Below are 15890 nucleotides of genomic sequence, written 5' to 3'. Positions count from 1 at the left end.
ACCACTCACCGGTCCGGGCCCTCTTCTGCGAGTTCTTCAGGGGAAGAGCGACGCCGCGAGTTTCGCGGTGCGCGCACGCTGCGGGTGGTCGCCGACGGGGATGCGGGCCACCTCCTGCTCGGTCGCGTAGGAGATGACCGACACGGTGTCATCGCCAGCCACCGAGACATAGCAGTAGTTTCCGTCGGCGCTGCTCGTCGCCCAGTAGGTCCGCGCGCCGAGCGGGTGGATGCGGTAGCGGAGCGTCTCGCGTGAGACGATCGCCGCGTAGTTGGACATCGTTCCCGCCACGCAGAGCTTCGTCCCATCGCCGCTCATCGCGAGTCCGTGGTGGGCGGAGTCGAGGATGTACTGGTCGCGGCGCAGCGCTTGGGCCTCCTCGGAGACCGGCAGGTGGGCAAGCCGCGTCACGCGATCCTCCTCCAGGTCGTACTCCACGAAACCGTGGAAGAACGACACCTGGAAGTAGAGGAACCGCTCGTCGGGGGACAGCGCCATCGGCCGGACTGCCGCGCTCATGGCGTATAGGCAGGATAGTGGCGGTGTTGAGGGGGAGGGCTGGTGCAGAGGGGCCGAGGAGGGCCGCTGACGGGTGCCGGCCGAGCTGTGAGCCGGGCCGGTGGAGAGGCCACGCAGTCACGCTCGAGCAGCTTCATGTCCGGGGCCTCGGCCATGGCCTGGAAGCCTCGGACCGCGCGGGCGGGGTCATTCCGCCCACGCTCGAGGTTGGCATCAAGCCGCAGGACCGCACCGAGCACGCTCGGGTAGCTCATGCAGTAGCCGCCAGCCTGCTGGTCGAGGCGCAGGAGCCACGACGGGGTGTCGTCGAGGTGATACGCGGCGTGGAGCGCACTGCCCTCAAGCTGGGGCAACTGCGCTAATTCGCGCAGGAGACGTCGCCCTGGGGCAGTTGTCCGGTCATGAGGAACGCATTGAACACGCCATCCACGCAGGATGAGCCCTGACCGTAGACATAGTGGCCGCCCGCGTCGAGCTCGACAAACGTCGCGCGCGCTCCGAGGGCCTTTCGCATGCCCAGCCCGGATTCCCAAGGAGTCGCGTTGTCGCGTCGGTTTTGCAGCAGGAGGATGTTGTGCTCTCCCTGGCGGGTCACCTCGACCGGGGCCTCGCGAGGCTGGGTCTTCCAGAAGGCGCACGGCCAGATATTGAATGGCATGCCGGCGGTGAGCGGATGGGCGGCCCGGTCCTCGGCGGTCTTCTTCCTGTAGACCTCGATGTCGGTGGGCCAGCTCGCGTCACCACAGGCGAGCGCCAGGAAGACAGCCGTCTGATTGTCGGCGGGAACGTCCGCCCTGGCCGGTTCCTGGGCGAAGACCTGCTGAAGCAGCGCGGCATCCTCGGCGGTGGGAGCTCCAGCGGTGAGATTGTCGATAGCGCGCCAGAATTGGGCAAGGAGCGGAATCTGCTCATTCCTTTGCAACAGGCTGTAGGTGACGGTTCGGAACAGACCCCCTGTGATCCGCGCGCTCGTTCCGGGGACGAAAGCGGGGTTCGCGTCGAGCCGGCTCGCCAGCTCGAGGTACGCCGCCATCACCTCCTCCACGGTCGTGCCGAAGTGGACGGTGTCGTTGTTCGCCGCGACAAAGCGGGCGGCGTCGGGAAACCGGCTGGCCATGCCCTCGCCCCAGTAGTGGTAGACTCCATACCAGACTCTCGTGGGGTCCACATTTCCCTCGAGCACCATCCGGTCGGTGTTCTCGGCGAACAAGGACGCATACACCGCCCCCAGGTAGGTGCCATAGGACTGACCCCAGTAGGAAATCTCCCTCTCCCCCAGCGCTTGACGGATCTGCTCCATGTCGCGGGCGGTGTTGGCGGTGGTGATGAATGGCAGGACGTCGCCCGAGGTGGATGCGGCACATCGAGCCGCGGTTTCGCGGGCAAGGGCGACGTTCGCGTCGATCGAGCCGTCCGCGGCGGGGTACGGGAAGAGGTCGACGAGACTGACGTCGGTCAGCCCGCAGGTGACAGGAGAGCTGTGACCCACACCGCGAGGGTCGAATCCAATCAGGTCGTAGCGCTCGAGAACCTCGGAAGGCAGCGTGGTGGCGGCCAGGCTCGGAAGATCAAGTCCTTCGAGCCCCGGTCCACCCGGGTTCAACAAGAGAACGCCTCGTCGGGAGTCCGGCCTGGCGGTGGCAATGCGCGAGATGGCGAGCTCGAGGGTGCGCCCATCCGGGTGGTGATAATCCAGCGGGACCTGAAGGGTCGCACATGTTTGGCGAGGGTCTCGGGTGGCTCCTTCCGGAAGCGCCGGGCAATTCCCCCAGAGGAGGGGCCTACCCTCCCCCGGAGCCACGTCGGGAGGGGCCTTGTCCGAGCAACCCGCCACGGCCGTCAGAATCAAGACGGAGAGCAGACCCCACTGCGAACCGCGCGAACGCGGGAGATGAGCAGGGAGGGAGGTTGCCGCCTCCGGCATTGGCTTCGTTCTTCTGTTTCGTGTCCCATTCATTTGCTCCCTGAAACCCCACGGACCCCGCGGAGTGTCACCCACGGCGTCGATTTCCGCCGCCTCCCCGGCATGGGCCTTCTATGCTCGATGTATGCCCACGCGGTGCCGGTCCAGCGGCGCACCAGCACCACATCTTTCTCGTGCCAAGCGAGCGCGGGGTTGCCCCGGCTGTCGACCCCCATGAGAAGAAGCGTCAGGCGCGCCGCGGCTGAGCCAGGTTATGGCGTGTACAGCTCGGCGGAGGACAGGATGGCTCCACTCGAGTCATAGCCGCCCGTGACCAGCACCTGCCCCGTCGGCAGCGCGCTCGCCTCGTGCCAGACTCGCCCGCTGGTCATGGCCGCGGTCGTGGACCAGGTCTTCGTGGAGGGATCGTAGAGAGCGGCGGTGTTGCTGACGGAGGTATTGGCCCTGCCTCCCACGACGAGAACCTTGCCGTTCGCGAGCAGGCTCGCCGTGTGACCCCGGCGCGGTTCGCTCAGGGTGTGCTCGAGACTGGTCGTGGTGCCGTTCCCGGTAGGGTCGTACAACTCCGCGGAAGCCAGGATTTTGAACGACGCATCGTAGCCACCCGCCACGAGCACCTTATTCTCGGTCCATCCACCCGCGTAACCTCCCGCCACCAGTACCTTCCCGTCCGGCAGGAGCGTCGCCGTGTGACGGTAACGCACCGTCTGGAGCGAGCCGGCCGGGGTCCACGCTCCGGTGCTCGGCTCATACAGCTCCGCGCTGGCGAGGAGCGTGCTCCCGCTGAGCCCTCCCACCACGAGCACCTTGCCATTGGGGAGCACCGTCGCCGTGTGATCGTAACGCGCGTGACTCATTGGAGACGCGGTGGGCGCCCAGGCCGCGAGCCTCTGCTGATGCGCGCCCACGGGACGGACCACCTCTTCAGGCCGCTCGCCGCAACCGGACAGCACCACGGGAGCAAGGCACATCAGGGTTCGCCATGTCTTTGGATTCATGTCTTCCTCTGTTTGGGATGTTGGAGTGCGAGTCAGGCGGATTTTTGTCGTGGAGACGCTCGGGCCGCCTTCTGGACGAAAGACCTACCGCGCCGAGAGTGACTGGCAGGTGACTGGCTCCCCGGCTCGGGGGCATGCTGCGCATCCGGAAGGAGTGGTTCGGCGACGCATGGTGGCGCACGGCGTATAGGCAGGATAGAGGCGGTGTTGAGGGGGAGGGCTGGTGCAGAGGGGCCGAGGAGGGCCGCTGACGGGTGCCGGCCGAGCTGTGTGCCGGGCCGGTGGAGAGGCCACGCAGCCTCCTTGGGCATGCCTGCCCAGGCCGCCCTCCCATGAGGGGCGCGGCAGGGGCATCAGGTCTCTTGGCTGTGGCGGCGTAAGCCTCAACACCATGCGCCCTGGGGTGGCGCTCGCGCCGGGGTCAGGCTCTCACCTGCCGTGGGCAGTCCCAGGTGCTCCACAATCGCGCGCACCCCTCTGGCTTGCTTCACGACGACATCAACACACTGCCACGGGTCCTCCACTCTTAATTGAGCGCGTGACCGTCACGCTACCGATCCACCCCCTCAAAGGCATGGAACTGCCGGTCGCTCGGTTCATCCGTAGCCAGGATGGTCGGCGCTACGTAGACGTGGAGCACCCTCCCGGACAGTACATGAGACTGCCGCTCGAGTGGACGGACCGTTCTTCACCCCTCGTTCCTCCGAGCGTCGGTGGCCGAGAGGTCCGACTCTCGGTCCCTGCGCTGCTGAAGCTTGCCCAGGCCGTGCAGGCGGCGCTCGAGCAGAGACGTGGCTCGCCAGCCGTGCCCACTCCAGCGGCCAAGCATACGTTGAGACCCGCACGGAGCCCTTCGCTCAGAAGAAAGCGACGAGCAGAGAAACGATGAACAATGAAGTTCGAGAGAACCCAGCGCTACGAGTCAGGTGACTACGGGCAGGCTCAAATAAGTATGGAGGAAGGTGGGGCATTATGAATAGGCCATCACCTACGCCAGCACCCGCCGCCTGCCTCCACACCTCACGCAGGCGAACACGTCCAAGTCGAACGTCCTCTTCAGCAACTCTGCCTGGTCCAGTCGCGGCGTCCTCTCCTTCAGCGGCTCCTTGCTGATAGAGCCCTGGAAACGACGTCCAAGACTCACCTGGCGACCGTGAGCGCGAAGGGCGCGAAACCACGGCGGCGGATGATGTGCGGCACGAGCAGGATGAGCGCTTCCGTCCCTCGGGCGGTGGAGATGTCCCCCAGATCCTCGATCCAGTCGAGAGGCCACCCGAGGTCGTGAAGCAGCTTGCTGACGGTCGCCTTCGCTCCCTCGTCGTTGCCCGACAGGAACGCGGTCGGGGAAATGGCGAGGCCACGTGGATTGACCATGACGGAGAAGAGCATGGTGTTGAGCGTCTTGACGACACGGGTGCCGGGCAGAGCTCGTTGCAGATGCTCGGCCAGACTGCTGTCGGGATGGCTCAATCCCGCAGGCAGTCCTTCAGCGCCACGCCGGGTCGCATTCGAGACATCCACCAGGATTTTCCCATCCAACGCCTCGCGGAGGGCACCGAGCCGCTCCAGGCTGGTGTCTCCAGGCGTTGCATTGATGATGATGGAGGCCTCGCGCGCGGTCCGGGCGTGATCCGCGAACGTGACCGCCGGTCCGGTCCACTTCGCTGACGCGTCGGCGACATTTCGCGTCCCAATCGTCACGTCGTACCCGGTGGTCGCGAGCCGGGTTGCAAGGACCGTGGCGACACGGCCCGATCCGAGGATGCCAATGCGGTTCAAGGGTGTTCTCCGTTCGGTGATGGGTATGGGCGGGAGGGCACGGGTCAGGCGATCGTGGACAGCACGTCGACCGAGGCGGCATGGAGGTTCGCGGCGGCGGCCAGGAAGTCGCCGCTCGCCAGGCTCCACGGACGGCCATGGGTGTCGGAGATCCTGCCGCCGGCTTCTTGGACCAGGAGGGCGCCCGCCAGCAGACCGGAGCGGACCTGGCTGTACTGCCAGAAGACGTCCATCCTCCCGGCCGCGACCTGGATCAGCTGCAGGGTGGCCGGCACCGACACGCGCAAGACCAGGGCTCCTGCGAGCATCGCGATGACGGACTGGCCGATCCGGCGGTGGGTTTCACGGTCCTCCCCCGGCCTCGCCTGACCGGTCCCGACCAGGGCCGCATCCAACTTCGTCTTGGCCGACGCGTGCAGGCGCACCCCATCGAGATAGGCGCCACCGCCCCGGATCGCGGTATAGGTATCGCCAGTCATCGGCAGGTTCACCACGGTGAGCACCGGCGTGTTGTCTCGCACCAGCGTCGCCGTGACACACCAATCAGCCATCCCGTGGATGTGATTGATGTTTCCCTCCACCGGGTCCGTGACCCACCACTCGCCGGGCGGCAACATGCCCACCTCGAGCTCGTCCTCGACCCACCCCGCGCCCGGACGCGCCTTCTTCAGCCCCTCGCGCAGAAGTCCCGACGATTCCGCATCGTTGGCGTGGATCGCGGCGACGATTTCATCCCCGCTTCCCAGGCGGGAGTCGAAGGAGAAACGACTCTTCAGGTGGCTTCCAGCGGCTTGGGTCACCGCCACGACGGCGGGCAGCAACGCTTCATCATCCGTGATGTTCTTCATGGGTGCCTCTTGAGTGAATGGATTGCGAGGGATAGAATGCGAGCAAACGCTCACGTTCACTACTCGCTTTCACCCATGGCCGCCCGAACCGCTCCCCACACGCTCAACCCGAGGAAGAAGCCCAGCCAGACCCGCTCGGCGGCGACCGTTGCCGCCGTGCTGGAAGCGGCTGCTCGCATTTTGGAGACGGAGGGCTTCGAGGGTTACACGACCAACGCCGTGGCTCGGCGCGCCGGCATCAGCATCGGCTCGCTGTACCAGTACTTCCCCAGCAAGGACGCCATCACCAAGGCGCTGATGCTCCGGGAGACGACCACGCTCCTGGCGGACGTCGCCGCCATCGACGCGGGAGCAAGCGGGCGTGCGGGCCTCCAGCGGCTGATCGAGGTGGCCGTCGCCTATCAATTCCAACGGCCGACCCTCGCGCGGCTCCTGGATGTGGAGGAACGCCGCCTGCCGGTCGGTGAGGAGGTGCAGCGCATCGGTGAGCAGTTGACCCTCACCGTCCAACGGTGCCTCGACGCACCCGATATGGCGGGGACATTTCGAGCCCCGTTCGTCGCCAGCGATCTCCTGGCGATCGTGAAGGGCCTTGTCGACTCCGCGGGAGACCGCGGCGAGCGCGACGACGCGACACTGGTCGCACGCGTCAGCCGGGCCGTCTTCGGCTATCTAGAGCACGTCTCCGCCTGAGCCCCGGATCCTGCTCCGCAAGCGCGGCTCCCTACCGAAGCCGGCCTTCCAGCTCCGCGATGCTCTCACGCATGATTTCATGCAGCCGTCGGCAAACCGGCGCGGGCTCGGCTTCGGCGCGATGAATGGCAAGACCGAGCGCGGGCAGCTTCGGCAGACCGTATTCTTCAGGGCTCAGGACTCGTAAGCCCGGTGTCATGCCAAAACGCGTGCGCACCGTGACACCAAGCCCCGCGGCGACGGCCGCCCAGACGCCGCCGAGGCTGTGACTCGTGAACACGAGCCGCCACGGAATGCCGGCGCGGTCCAGCGCTTCGGTCGCCATGCTGCGCATCAGGCACGGCGCTTCGAAGGCGACCAGGGGCACCGGCCCGCCGCGTTCGCGCCAGGGTCCAAGCGGCCGGTCGGCAGGTCCGATCCACTGCAGCGGATACGTGCCAACCGACTCCGTATGCGGGGTATCGTTTCCCGCCTGCCACGCAAGCACCAGGTCCAGCTTCGCCGTCCGCACCTGCGTCATCAGCTCCCCGTTGCGCGCGATCTTCGCTTCGATACGCACTCCCGGATGGCTGCGAGCGAAGCGCCCCAGCACGTCGGACAACAGGTGTTCGCCGAAGTCCTCCTGCATGCCGAGCCGCACCCATCCCTCCAGCTCCAGGCCGCCCAGCGCCATCCACGCCTCGTCATTCAGCTCCAGGATGCGGCGCGCATAACCGAGCAGCACCTCGCCGGCGTCCGTCAGACCCAGGCCCCGCCCTTCCTTGCGCAAGATCGGCGTGCCCGCCTGCTCCTCCAGCTTCTTCAGCTGCGCGCTGATGGCGGAGGTCGAGCGGCCCAGCTTGTCGGCGGCCTTGGCGAAACTGCCGAGCTCCATGCCGGCGCTGAAGCTGCGCAACGCATCCAGATCGAAATTCACCTTGCGCATGCAACCATCCCGCTTTTTCGAATCATCGATTCGAAAGTTCCCGATTTTCTTGATCAACATGGCGCACTAGCTTGTCGCCGTCAATCCACTCGAAAGCCGTTGACGGCACGAACCCGGAGTTGCATGCCATGCCCTTGGCCCGTATTTCGCTGCTCAGAGGACGATCGCCGGCGTTCTTGAAGGCGCTGTCCGACAACGTGCACCGCGCGCTCGTCGAGGCGTTCGAGGTGCCACCGGACGATCGTTTTCAAATCATTCATCAGCATGAACCGGAAGAACTGATGTTCGACCGGCACTACCTGTGCGGCCCGCGTTCCGACAACTACGTCCTGGTCTGCATTACGGCAGGCAGACACCGTACGAGCGGCGTCAAGCAGGCTTTCTATCAGCGGCTGGCGGAACTGCTGGCCGATGCACCCGGCATCCGGCCGGAGGACATCATGGTGGTCGTCAACACCACCGAGGCCGAGGACTGGTCGTTCGGCCGCGGAATCGCGGCGGTGCCCAATTCCACCACTCAAGAGGATTCACAATGATTGCCATGCAATACAGCTTCGTTCTGCCCGCCGACTACGACATGTCGATTGTCGACCGCCGCATTGCCGAAAAGGGCCGCCTCATGGATGGTTTCCCAGAGCTGGTGTTCAAGGCCTATCTCAGCGCTCGAAAGAAGGCGCAGCAACCGTCGGACTCCGAGAACCTGTATGCACCGTTCTACCTTTGGAAGTCACCCGCGGGGATGAACGAGTTCCTGAGCGGACCGGGCTTCGTCGGCCTGACGCAATCGTTCGGCTGGCCGTCCGTGAAGACCTGGTCCGTATGGCATGCGGAAGTGTCGCCGCGGATCGCGGAGGCGCGCTTCGCCTCACGCGAAACGGTTCCCATCCCGCCCTATGCCGCGCTCGATGCCCTGCGCGCATCCGAAACCGGGCGCGCGAAGGACCGCGTGCACGATGACGGGGCGCTGGCGTCACTCGTCGGATTCGAGCCGACCACCTGGACCCTGGTGCGCTTTCAGCTTTGGGCCGAGCTTCCCTCCAACGACCAGCTCGAGGACCGCCATATCTACTCAGTCGGTCACGTGTCCCTGGCGTAGGGTGAGCCCGGCGAACAGTCCCCGCGGGGCAGAGTCCTTCGCGCGCTGTCGGACATTCATCTTGTGTGTTCAAGGTCTCGGGCAAGGTCATCAGCCGGCGCGCGCTCTTCCGCCCCGGCATGCTGTGACCTCGAGGAGGTCCCTTACCGGGCGACGGGTGATTCGACCGGATGGAGAGGCACGCGGCCCGCCGCCCGGCCCAGGCGCTCGGACAGGCGCCGCAGGTGGTCGATGAGTTCCGGCGGTTCATGAACCTCGAAGTCGAAGCCCATGGAGCCGAGCAGCCAGGCGACGGCCTCCAGGTTGTCCGCTCCCGTGTGCACGATGCATTGTCCGGAATCCCGTTCCTCGACGCGAAAGGCAATGCCGGACAGCTTCGCGGAGACCTCTTGCGCCGGAGCGTGCACCGTTGCCCGCTCGCGGAAGCGATGGGCGTCCGTCGAGACGCGCTGCGAGACATAGGCCGCCACGTCCTCGGCGGGCAGGGGGCGGGGCCTGAAGGCGCGTCCTGGCCTCGGATTTGGGCCGATGCGGTCGACGCGGAAGGTGCGCCAGTCCTCCTTCCCCAGGTCATACGCCAGCAGGTACCAGCGGAAGCGGGTGTGCACGAGCCGGTAGGGCTCCACGTGGCGCTCACTCGCCTCGCCCTCCCGGTTGCCATAGTCGAAGCGCAGCTGGAGTTCGTCGCGACAGGCGTTCGCGAGCACCGCCAGCGCCTCGGCGTCCACCGTGGGCCCCGCCGCGTCTCCGAGCCGCACGCTTACCGCCTGTAGCGCGTTCACCCGGCGGCGCAGGCGCTTGGGCAGCACCTGCTCAAGTTTTCCCAGGGCCCGCACCGCCGCCTCCTCCAAGCCCGTGATGGGACCCACCGCCGCGGCGCGCAGGCCCACCGCGACCGCCACGGCCTCATCGTCCTCCAGGGGAAGTGGGGGCAGTTCCTTCCCCGCGCCGAGCTGGTAGCCGCCGCCCACTCCGGCCGTCGCATGCACCGGGTAGCCCAGCGTCCTCAGCCGGTCCACGTCCCGGCGGACACTGCGCTCGGTGACCCCGAGCTGGCTCGCCAGGTCCCCGCCCGCCCAGAAGCGCTGGGACTGCAACAGGGACAGCACCTTGAGCAGCCGGGCGGAGGTCTGGATCATGGGGGCTCCTCGAATCGCGGACCGAATCTGTCCGCGACCCTTCCTACCTTCTTTTCGTCACCGGGGCGAGCCCACCAGGGCCGTTCCCCCTCCTTGGAGTTCCATCATGACGACCTCTTCCTCCTCCCACTCCTCGGGCCTCCAGACGTACAAGGTCGCCAGCCTCATCCTCGTGAAAATGCCCTAGTGGGGTCACCCCCTCCCGGTTGCACCTCCGAGGGGATGTGGGGGCCCGGTGGGCAAGTTCCCCTAATCGGGAACGTGAGCGTATAGGCGGGATGGGGGCCCTGTTGAGGGAGAGGGCTGGAGCCGAGGGGTCGAGGAGGGCTGCTGAGGGGTGCCACGCGGGCTGTGCGCTGGGCCGGTGGAGAGGCGGTGCAGCCCCTTTGGGCACACGCCGGCCCAGGTGGCCTCTGCGCCGGGGCCCGCTTCGCAGGCCGCGTGGGTCGTTCCAAGTGCTCCCATCTACCTCGAGGCGCTGGGGCCGGCGTGCTGATGTGCGGCGACGTGTCGGTGGGCCTCACCATGGTGTTGCGCGAGGACCCCAACTTCGCCACCGCCCATCTGGACAACGCCGAGCCCCTGGTGCAGGCCCTGCGCGAGCGCGCCGATCTGCAGCGGATCCTCACCTACGTCCGGTCCGACGACTTCCTGCGGCTGCGCCAGCGCGTGGGACTCGCGCTGCCTTGAGCTGAGCCAGGGTGAGGGATCCCTCCGGCCCCTCACCTCCTCGAGTTCACCCGGAGAGGTGCGGCAATGTCTGGCCGTTCCGCCAAACAACCCCTTGGGGGCACATCGCGGCCCTTGCGCGTGGGTGCGCTGGCCCTGGCGGCGTGCCAGGATTCCGATGGAGAGCTGGCGCGGTCCTATGGGCGGTATTGCGAGCGGCTCGCTCCTCCGGGGGGATTGCCTGTCGTTGTTCGAGGACGGGCCCCTCCTCCAATCCGACGACAAGCGCCGCCTCGCGCTTGCCCTGTGCTTGCATCTCCCCGAACCCCGCCGGCTCCCCTCGTCTGCCGGCACCGGGACGTCAGGCCGGCTTGACGGCCGCGAGCAGCATGTAACCCAGCTTTTCCGTGTAGATGGCCGCTACCTTCGGCCAGAGATCGAGCGTCGTCGCGTGGAAATCCTTTCCGTACGCCGCGCTGAGCCGCTCCTGCTCCTTGGAGATGAGCTTGTCGGTTCCAATCATCGACTTGCGGGTATTGGAGGTGAGGTCGAGGGCCTCTTCGACCGAGAACCCCGTGGCCTCGACCAGCGGGGGGTACTCCTGGAATCGCAACAGCGAGGTGATCATGAGCCCGCTGTACACCAGCATCCGCTCTTCATCGGTTATCGGGTGCTGCTCGGTCACATCTGTCAACACCAGCATGCCACCGGGGCGAAGCACACGAAACGCGTTGCGGAGGACCTGCGCCCGGTCGGGCATGTGAAGCAGCGACTCGAAAGCCCACACGGCGTCGAAGGAGGCATCCTGGAACGGTAGCTCCATGGCGTCGGCCACCTGGAAGCGCACCTGGTCGGAGAGCCCTTCTTTCCGCGCCCGCGCGTTCGCCTGCTCGACCTGCATGGCGCTGACGCTGATCCCCGTTACCGAGCACCCCGTTGCTTGCGCCAGCCGGACCGCGGGCCGGCCCGTGCCGCACCCGATGTCGAGCAGCCGTTGACCAGCGCCGAGCCGGGCTCTTTGGATCATCATATCGGTGAGCCGCTCCTGCGCCTCGGTGCCAGAGCTCTCGTCTTCCGGGCCGGACCAGTATCCTACGTGGATGTTGTCACCGAGCAGCGTTTCGAGGAATGGCCCCATCTGGTCGTAGAAGCGGCCGATGTCGGCGGGGGTCGGTTGGGGCTTTTGGGTGGTCATGGCGGCTCCTGGGCGGGTGCATCCGCAGACTACACCGCAAATGGTCCGCTTCGGGTGCAACATCTACCGGGCCTTTGGCGGTTGCTCGCGGCGCTTCCACTTCTCCGGGTCGATGATTCCCATCTGCTCACGCCCATTAGAGTTTGTTTCTAGAGCCTGTTCCGGTAGGAGGGAATGAGGCCTGCTGAAACTGGGGCTTGGGGCCAGTTCGTCCGAGGAGAAAGGCCTCTCAAACCTGACGGCTGTCAGGGGCTTGAGTTCGAGAACCTCAGCACGTCCCTTCTTGACCATGGTTTGGGTGCATGCTCCGATTGAAGGCACTCACACGGTTTCCAGGAATTCATATGATTAAAGATAAGGCTCCTGCCCCCACGTCTCCGCTACCCGCGCGCACGCCACGGGGCCCTCGGGGAAGCCTCCTGCTGGGCGTAATGCCCGAGGTCAGGAGGGACGTGCTCAACTTCCTCCTTCGGGTGCGCAGTGAGTACGGCGACGTCGCTCGCTACCGGCTCGGCACCCTCAACGCCTACCTGATCAGCCACCCGGACGGCGTCCGGCGCGTGCTACAGGAGAATGTGAAGAATTACACCAAGGATCACTTCAGCTACAGGATGGTGAGCTGGGTGATGGGAAACGGCCTGATCTCCAGCCAGGGCTCCTTCTGGCTGCGCCAGCGCCGTCTGGCCCAGCCGGCCTTCCACAAGAACCGCATCGCCGCCATGGGCCGGTTGATGACCGAGGCCACACGCGAGATGATGCAGCAGTGGGAGTCCCACGCCGCGAGCGGCGAGCCGCTCAGCATCGTCCGGGAGATGATGCAGCTGACCCTGCGCGTGCTCGGGGATACCCTCTTCGGATTGAGCGTGACGCCGCACGCCGAGACGGTGGCCCGCTCCTTCGAGGTGATGAACGAGCAGATCATCACCCGCGGCCGAAACCTCCAGCTGCTGCCGCCGGTGCTGCCCACCCGCTATGACCGAGAGCTCCGTGCGGCCATCCGCGCCCTGGACACGGTTGTCTACAACATCATCGCCGAGCGGCGCCGCAGCAACGAGGACTCCGGGGATCTGCTCTCCATGTTCATCCTGGCGCGTGATGATGAGACCGGTGAGAAGATGGATGACAAGCAACTCCGGGATGAGGTGCTCACCATGCTCTTCGCCGGCCACGAGACGACGGCGACGACACTGAGCTGGGCATGGGCGCTGCTCGATCAGCACCCCGCGGAGGAGGCGCGGCTGCACGCCGAGTTGGATGAGGTGCTCGGCGGCCGGCTGCCCACCGTGGAGGATCTGCCCCGCTTGCCCTACACGCGGATGGTGATGGAGGAGACCCTGCGGCTCTACCCGCCCGCCTACGTCTACAGCCGCAAGGTGCAGCAAGACGACGTCATCGGCGGCTACCAGATCCCCGCCGGCTCCCTGGTGGACATCAGCCCCTGGGTGACGCACCGCCACCCGGATTTCTGGGAGGCGCCGGACACGTTCCGTCCGGAGCGCTTCTCCGCGGAGCAGGTAGCCCAGCGCTCGCGCTCCGCCTACTTCCCCTTCAGCTACGGGCCGCACCAGTGCATCGGCAACAACTTCGCGATGATGGAGGCACAGCTCATCCTCGCTAGCGTGGCGCAACACTACCGGCTGCGCTGTGTCCCCGGATACCAGCCCACCCCCGAGCCGCTGATCACCCTGCGTCCCAAGGGAGGCCTGCCCATGCTGCTCCAGCGGCGCTCCTCCAAGGCTGTTACCGCGCACGCCTGGCAGCGGTAGCGCCGCACCTGCACCTGCGTGGGCGTACCTCCCGGCTCCTCGGGCCCCAGCACCTGCCGGCTTCTCTTGCCGTGCCCGTGCAGCACCACCCGGCCTCCCACTGGCCGGCTCGCCACGCCGCCCCCCGGGCACCTCCCCGGCCTCACCGCCTCCACGTCCGGCGGCCCCTGCTTCCACTCCTTGACTGTCTTCGCCACTCGGATGAGCTCTCGGCTGCTCCGCTTCTCTTTCTCCCCTGTATGCGCGGAGCCCTGGCCCGTGCCGTGCTGCCTACACGTCACGGGCCTCCTTTTTCTCCGTGCCCCAGCCGGGCCCTCGGAGCGGCACTCCCCGCCGCGCGGGCCCGCCCTCCTGGGAATCGCGCACTACCTCACCCGTCATGGCTTGACCCGAACCTCCTGGGTGATGGGCCGCCCCACTCCCCCACGGCTCCTCCCATCATCCAGTCGGTCCGATTCCAGGCCGATCTCCCCCATCCAAGCTGCGCGGTAACACGGAGGAGGAGAACGCGGGGAGTGAGCAGCGGCCAGGAAGGAGAGGACGACGCGAGTGGACCAGGCAGAGTTGCTGAAGAGGACGTTCGACTTGGACGTGTTGGCCTGCGTGAGGTGTGGAGGCAGGCGGCGGGTGTTGGCGTACGTGAAGAAAGTGGGAGGGGGGCGGGCGAGTCTGGAGCACCTGGGCTTGCCCCCGCGCCACCCGCCGCCTTCGTGGACTGCTGGCGCTCGGCCTACGAGGCCCTCTGAGGCATTGGCTCAGTACCTGAAGCCGAGCCGGCCGCCGCAGCTTCCAGCGTCGTAGCAGCCGGCTTGGAGCACGTAGGTTCCGCTCCCGCAGGACGGCACCCGGTAGCGGATGCGCGAGCCCGAGCCCTTGCAGTCATCGTCGTTTTCCCGAGCCAGATACCCTTCCCCGCGGGCTGCTGAGGCAGGAGCCAGTCGGCCTCCGCGGCGGTCTCGATGGTCACCAGCTTCTTGCCCATGTTGACGCAGGCCTGCTCCGCATCAGCCCACGTCTTGGGGTTGAGCACGAAGACGTACTCGTGGCCGCCGTACTCCAGGCGCTGGGTGCTCGTGGTCAGCGAGGGCTCGCCGCTGCCGACCGCGCCCATGCCGTTCCAAGGCTCCGTGCCACAGCCCAGGACCAGGGTCGCTCCCAAGGCCCAGCCGAGGCCCATCTTCTTCCAGGCCGTGCTCACCGCTGTCATTCGCTGCTGGCTCATCGTCGTGCTCTCCGGGGGATAGGGGCACGCCTTCCCGGCGTGTCTGGCACTCGGACCGGGGTTGGCCCGAGTGAAGACCCCTCATTGCGAGCGCGGTGCCACGGTGCGGAGAACGGCAGAAGCTCAGGAGCTCCAGCCTGTTACGCGGCAGGAGGGCGTCCCGGCCCCCGGGACTCGGGGAGGAACGTGCCAGAACAGGCACGCGCGCGGGTTCTCCCTGCGGACGCGGATGTCCTGGCCCTTCGAGTCGCAGCCGAGGGGCTCAGGGCGTGAAGACGAGCCCGTCGAGGACACCGTAGGTATAGAGGGCCGCGAAGGCATGGGCCGACATGAGGTAGGACGTGTTGAGCCTGCGGGCCGTCCGCGCATCCTCGGAGTTGTACAGCCCGTCCCGGCCTCGCAGCGACAGCGCCGTGCTCAGCGAGGCCGCGGAGACGGCCGCAAGAAGGCTCGCCGCTGGGTAGTGGAACGCACCCACTCCTGGATTCAGCCGGTTCCGTCGTCCGCTGGTGCGCTGGGAGAAGCGTGAGCCCCCTGTGTCAGGGTAGTTGATGCCTGGAGCGAATCTGGATGGCGCCCGGGAGCTCCTCGTTCCCTCGAGCGGGGGCGGAGCCGAGGCTGGAGGAGGAGAGCCCGGCCCTGGCTGCGACGGTGGAGTCGACGACGGAGCGCATGCCGCGATTGGCTTGGGCGGGGCTTCTGCGCCGTACTTTCGCGCTGGATGTCTTCGCCTGCTCTGGGTGTGGCGGCCGCGGGAGGGTGCTGGCATACCTGACGGCACCCACCGGGGGGCGCGCCATTCCGCAGGCACTGCCTCTTCTCCGGCCCGGCGCACAGCCCGCGCTTCACCCTCCAGCGGCCTTTCTCCACCCCTTTGCTCCTGCCCGCCCCCTCTATCAGGGCCCCCTTTCCCCCTATAGTCAGCTGCCGGAGGCGAAGACTCGGGAGGCCATGCGCGAGCACTGGTCGAAGGTCCTCGCGAGAATCGCGAAGGGACAGCCCGTAGGAATGAGAGGACTGCCAGTTCGGTAGCACTTTTCCTACCGCCGCCAGGTCGCCATGTTCAGCTTGGACATGTTCAGCGGCTCGGTCCTTCTCGCTCAGGGGCGGCGGACTA

General features: G+C 66.8%; 17 protein-coding genes. 5 read left to right on the top strand and 12 right to left on the bottom strand.

Annotated features, from left to right (window positions below):
- Window positions 1–36 precede the first annotated feature (36 nt).
- The 6 genes from NR810_RS37190 to NR810_RS37165 form a co-directional block, all read right to left on the bottom strand.
- Window positions 37–519 (bottom strand): YncE family protein, encoded by a 483-nt coding sequence (locus tag NR810_RS37190; protein ID WP_257459538.1) that lies wholly within the window; start codon window positions 517–519, stop codon window positions 37–39.
- On the bottom strand, window positions 516–872 hold the full coding sequence (locus NR810_RS37185) for a hypothetical protein (protein ID WP_257459537.1): 357 nt from the start codon (window positions 870–872) through the stop codon (window positions 516–518). Before NR810_RS37185 ends, NR810_RS37190 begins: the two co-directional genes overlap by 4 nt.
- 5 nt (window positions 873–877) lie before the next feature.
- Window positions 878–2125 (bottom strand): alpha/beta hydrolase, encoded by a 1248-nt coding sequence (locus NR810_RS37180; RefSeq protein ID WP_257459535.1) that lies wholly within the window; start codon window positions 2123–2125, stop codon window positions 878–880.
- Between the two features lie 569 nt (window positions 2126–2694).
- Window positions 2695–3441 (bottom strand): Kelch repeat-containing protein, encoded by a 747-nt coding sequence (locus NR810_RS37175; protein WP_257459533.1) that lies wholly within the window; start codon window positions 3439–3441, stop codon window positions 2695–2697.
- 1140 nt (window positions 3442–4581) lie between these two features.
- Entirely contained in the window at window positions 4582–5220 is a 639-nt protein-coding gene (locus NR810_RS37170) for an NADPH-dependent F420 reductase (RefSeq protein WP_257459532.1), read from the bottom strand.
- A gap of 44 nt (window positions 5221–5264) precedes the next feature.
- Entirely contained in the window at window positions 5265–6068 is an 804-nt protein-coding gene (locus tag NR810_RS37165; protein ID WP_257459531.1) for an inositol monophosphatase family protein, read from the bottom strand.
- Window positions 6069–6143: 75 nt separating this feature from the next.
- On the opposite strand from NR810_RS37165, the gene NR810_RS37160 reads away from it, so the two are divergent.
- On the top strand, window positions 6144–6761 hold the full coding sequence (locus NR810_RS37160; RefSeq protein ID WP_257459529.1) for a TetR/AcrR family transcriptional regulator: 618 nt from the start codon (window positions 6144–6146) through the stop codon (window positions 6759–6761).
- A 31-nt stretch (window positions 6762–6792) separates the two neighbouring features.
- Here the strand turns inward: NR810_RS37160 and NR810_RS37155 are convergent, their stop codons facing one another.
- Window positions 6793–7746 carry a LysR substrate-binding domain-containing protein gene (locus NR810_RS37155; protein WP_257459526.1) on the bottom strand — a complete coding sequence of 318 codons (954 nt, stop codon included), beginning with the start codon at window positions 7744–7746 and terminating at the stop codon, window positions 6793–6795.
- Between the two features lie 68 nt (window positions 7747–7814).
- Here NR810_RS37155 and NR810_RS37150 point away from each other — a divergent pair, with 68 nt between their 5' ends.
- Both NR810_RS37150 and NR810_RS37145 read left to right on the top strand, forming a co-directional pair.
- On the top strand, window positions 7815–8222 hold the full coding sequence (locus NR810_RS37150; protein ID WP_257459524.1) for a tautomerase family protein: 408 nt from the start codon (window positions 7815–7817) through the stop codon (window positions 8220–8222).
- On the top strand, window positions 8219–8782 hold the full coding sequence (locus NR810_RS37145) for a DUF4865 family protein (protein ID WP_257459523.1): 564 nt from the start codon (window positions 8219–8221) through the stop codon (window positions 8780–8782). Before NR810_RS37150 ends, NR810_RS37145 begins: the two co-directional genes overlap by 4 nt.
- A gap of 143 nt (window positions 8783–8925) precedes the next feature.
- Here NR810_RS37145 and NR810_RS37140 read toward each other — a convergent pair whose 3' ends face one another.
- Complete coding sequence (locus NR810_RS37140; RefSeq protein ID WP_257459522.1) at window positions 8926–9921, bottom strand: helix-turn-helix transcriptional regulator; 996 nt, start codon at window positions 9919–9921, stop codon at window positions 8926–8928.
- A gap of 489 nt (window positions 9922–10410) precedes the next feature.
- Between NR810_RS37140 and NR810_RS37135 the strand changes: the two genes are divergently transcribed.
- On the top strand, window positions 10411–10611 hold the full coding sequence (locus tag NR810_RS37135) for a hypothetical protein (RefSeq protein WP_257459521.1): 201 nt from the start codon (window positions 10411–10413) through the stop codon (window positions 10609–10611).
- A gap of 340 nt (window positions 10612–10951) precedes the next feature.
- On the opposite strand, the gene NR810_RS37130 is transcribed toward NR810_RS37135, so the two are convergent.
- Both NR810_RS37130 and NR810_RS37125 read right to left on the bottom strand, forming a co-directional pair.
- Complete coding sequence (locus NR810_RS37130) at window positions 10952–11785, bottom strand: SAM-dependent methyltransferase (RefSeq protein WP_257459519.1); 834 nt, start codon at window positions 11783–11785, stop codon at window positions 10952–10954.
- Between the two features lie 63 nt (window positions 11786–11848).
- The gene (locus tag NR810_RS37125; RefSeq protein WP_257459518.1) at window positions 11849–12076 is read right to left on the bottom strand and encodes a hypothetical protein; all 228 of its coding nucleotides are present in this window, start codon (window positions 12074–12076) and stop codon (window positions 11849–11851) included.
- An 11-nt stretch (window positions 12077–12087) separates the two neighbouring features.
- Here NR810_RS37125 and NR810_RS37120 point away from each other — a divergent pair, with 11 nt between their 5' ends.
- Complete coding sequence (locus NR810_RS37120) at window positions 12088–13551, top strand: cytochrome P450 (protein WP_306818842.1); 1464 nt, start codon at window positions 12088–12090, stop codon at window positions 13549–13551.
- 730 nt (window positions 13552–14281) lie between these two features.
- Here NR810_RS37120 and NR810_RS37115 read toward each other — a convergent pair.
- Together NR810_RS37115 and NR810_RS37110 are read right to left on the bottom strand one after the other, a co-directional pair.
- Window positions 14282–14773 (bottom strand): C-type lectin-like domain-containing protein, encoded by a 492-nt coding sequence (locus tag NR810_RS37115; RefSeq protein WP_257459514.1) that lies wholly within the window; start codon window positions 14771–14773, stop codon window positions 14282–14284.
- A 262-nt stretch (window positions 14774–15035) separates the two neighbouring features.
- On the bottom strand, window positions 15036–15251 hold the full coding sequence (locus tag NR810_RS37110; protein ID WP_257459512.1) for a hypothetical protein: 216 nt from the start codon (window positions 15249–15251) through the stop codon (window positions 15036–15038).
- Window positions 15252–15890 lie beyond the last annotated feature (639 nt).

The sequence above is a fragment of the Archangium lipolyticum genome (genome assembly GCF_024623785.1).
In the GTDB taxonomy this organism is placed as follows: domain Bacteria; phylum Myxococcota; class Myxococcia; order Myxococcales; family Myxococcaceae; genus Archangium; species Archangium lipolyticum.
Note: the sequence above shows the minus strand (reverse complement) of the source record. Positions and strands in the feature narration are given on the sequence as shown.

Bases quoted from the DNA above. Each gene is read 5' to 3' on its own strand.
- NR810_RS37160 (WP_257459529.1), top strand. From the start codon at position 6,144: ATGGCCGCCCGAACCGCTCCCCACACGCTCAACCCGAGGAAGAAGCCC.
- NR810_RS37190 (WP_257459538.1), bottom strand. From the start codon at position 519: ATGAGCGCGGCAGTCCGGCCGATGGCGCTGTCCCCCGACGAGCGGTTC.
- NR810_RS37125 (WP_257459518.1), bottom strand. From the start codon at position 12,076: ATGGTCAAGAAGGGACGTGCTGAGGTTCTCGAACTCAAGCCCCTGACA.
- NR810_RS37115 (WP_257459514.1), bottom strand. From the start codon at position 14,773: ATGAGCCAGCAGCGAATGACAGCGGTGAGCACGGCCTGGAAGAAGATG.
- NR810_RS37140 (WP_257459522.1), bottom strand. From the start codon at position 9,921: ATGATCCAGACCTCCGCCCGGCTGCTCAAGGTGCTGTCCCTGTTGCAG.
- NR810_RS37120 (WP_306818842.1), top strand. From the start codon at position 12,088: ATGCTCCGATTGAAGGCACTCACACGGTTTCCAGGAATTCATATGATT.
- NR810_RS37165 (WP_257459531.1), bottom strand. From the start codon at position 6,068: ATGAAGAACATCACGGATGATGAAGCGTTGCTGCCCGCCGTCGTGGCG.
- NR810_RS37175 (WP_257459533.1), bottom strand. From the start codon at position 3,441: ATGAATCCAAAGACATGGCGAACCCTGATGTGCCTTGCTCCCGTGGTG.
- NR810_RS37155 (WP_257459526.1), bottom strand. From the start codon at position 7,746: ATGTTGATCAAGAAAATCGGGAACTTTCGAATCGATGATTCGAAAAAG.
- NR810_RS37130 (WP_257459519.1), bottom strand. From the start codon at position 11,785: ATGACCACCCAAAAGCCCCAACCGACCCCCGCCGACATCGGCCGCTTC.
- NR810_RS37150 (WP_257459524.1), top strand. From the start codon at position 7,815: ATGCCCTTGGCCCGTATTTCGCTGCTCAGAGGACGATCGCCGGCGTTC.
- NR810_RS37145 (WP_257459523.1), top strand. From the start codon at position 8,219: ATGATTGCCATGCAATACAGCTTCGTTCTGCCCGCCGACTACGACATG.